Here is a 1945-nt window from a genome sequence, read left to right on the forward strand (position 1 = left end):
TGCTTCAACAAGCTGAAGAACGCCCGCCGCGTCGCCACCCGCTACGACAAAACCGCCGAAAGCTACCTGGCATTCATCGACGTTACCTCCATCCGCCTCTGGCTCCGCCATTTGTCAACATGACCTAGAATATCGGAATGCTGATGCGCGTTCCAGATCTTTTGCATACGTCCCTGAAGTCGTCGTGGTGCGAGTAGATCGAGTAGAAGTCACTGACCAGATCGGGCATCTCAATTTTACGCCCGTCGAATACGTAGTTGTCCTGCGACCATTTCAGTTCATGGTATGCGGCTATAGAAGGCGGGATGGCTGCGATGGTGTGATTGAGGAAGGGCTTGGGAAACCGCGCTTCGTTGGCGGGTTCGTTCCGGCCCAAGCGGGAGGCGATGCGTTCGGTGATGCGCCAGAGCAGAAAATTGCTCGGATGGTTGAAGGTATGGAACAGGTTCTGTTCCCTGTAATGATCTTCAACAATATCCATGCACTGAACGTCCAGGTTCTTTTCCCTTGCCTTGGCCTCGGCAAGCATGGGATCGAAGAAGGACAGGAGAGAAGGGCCCGCATCGGAGAGGGCCGTCAGGCATTGGTCTATCGTGGCACCCTTGAGATATTCGCGGATGATCCGGGCGTCATGATAAGCGCCCAGCGGCCCGTTTATCGCGCCTTCGGCATAATGCTTCAAGCCGCACATCTGCGGTGACATGGCCGCAAAGTAGACGGATGGGAAGCTGACGAAAACCTTTTTTGGGAAGGTGGCGCGTAGTTCGTCGGACGACGCGACGAAGCCGTCACCGATCGGCTGGTGAACAACTATATCTGCGCTGACAATCTTGGCAAGAAATTCAGAGCGCTGTGACTTCGGGATCCGTTGCACCGGACTCAGGCGCACCAATTCGGAACTCGGGATCATGCTTGTCAGCATGAAGCCAATCGCTGTGGACTGGCAGTTGGCGTAGACCGCAATCTTCACGTGCAAGCTCTCATCTGAAGGACAGGGGTAAGCGGAGTCATCTGCCCGAACGCGCGGGCAGGCAAACCATAGGGGGGAGAGGCCGGTGCAAACAATCACAGGTTTCATGAGCGCATCCCTCCGAAACCTACAGTCTGCCCAGGCACCGGGAGAGGTGGGCCGTGAGCATCCATCACAGGCCCATGCACGGGCTGCTGCCGGTATCAAGGCTTGGCCCCCACTGACAAGAGGCCGCCACCTTACTTACCGATGCGCGTGGCGTTCAGTTCGACCAGATGGCTGTTGTTGTCGTAGAATTCCTAGTAAGATCGAACGTCAAACAGAAGGGACTGCTCCACCCCTTTGATGAGTACGGAGGCGGAGTCCTCGAACCTCAGGGACAAGTGCTCTCTGACGATGCTGGTGATGGGGCAGGTCGTTGAGGCTAAGGCCTCGAAGCGCAAGGTGGTCGGCAAGTCATTGGATATGCCGAGGGAGTCCAGCATCTGGCCTGCAACATGAAGCAGGCCCTTGCTGGCAGGATGGTTGAACGTATGAAAAAGCTTCTCGCTTCTGAAGTTATCCATGATGAAATCAGAAGTCTTGACAGGCAGATTTCGCTCTTTCTGCTCCAACAGAGATATTGCCTTGTCGACTCTTAATGCATTGCCGGGGTCCCGGTTCTGATACGACGAGATGCATGCTTCAACGCTTTCGCCAGAGGCATATTCTTTGAACACCGGGAGGATGTGATAATCGAAAGTGTCGTTTACCGGCGCGCCACATTCGTTCTTCAGGTAGAAGAGTTCAGGATTGTATCCCGAGAAGTACAGGCTGGGCCAGCTGATCAAGGTGGCGGCCGCCTTTCCGCCTGCTGACCTTCCCCCCGGAAGCTTTCTCGCTGTGATGTAGAGTCTGCCCCCGCTGAAGGAGCAGAGGCGATGAGGAAAAGCCGCTTCACCGAGGCGCAGATCATCGGGATGATCAAGGAACAGG

Annotated in this window: 2 protein-coding genes and 1 pseudogene; 1 reads left to right on the forward strand and 2 read right to left on the reverse strand. The window is 55.6% G+C overall.

Going from position 1 to position 1945, the window contains the following annotated elements; genetic code table 11:
* Window positions 1-123, forward strand: a pseudogene (locus H5395_RS18215) (IS5/IS1182 family transposase); the annotation flags it as partial.
* Window position 124: 1 nt separating this feature from the next.
* On the opposite strand, the gene H5395_RS18220 reads toward H5395_RS18215, so the two are convergent.
* The gene (locus H5395_RS18220) at window positions 125-1078 is read right to left on the reverse strand and encodes a WcbI family polysaccharide biosynthesis putative acetyltransferase (protein WP_182793945.1); all 954 of its coding nucleotides are present in this window, start codon (window positions 1076-1078) and stop codon (window positions 125-127) included.
* Window positions 1079-1269: 191 nt separating this feature from the next.
* A partial coding sequence (locus H5395_RS18225; RefSeq protein WP_220495130.1) for a WcbI family polysaccharide biosynthesis putative acetyltransferase occupies window positions 1270-1945 on the reverse strand: 676 nt, incomplete at its 5' end.

Source organism: Paracoccus sp. MC1854 (genome assembly GCF_014164635.1).
GTDB lineage: Bacteria > Pseudomonadota > Alphaproteobacteria > Rhodobacterales > Rhodobacteraceae > Paracoccus.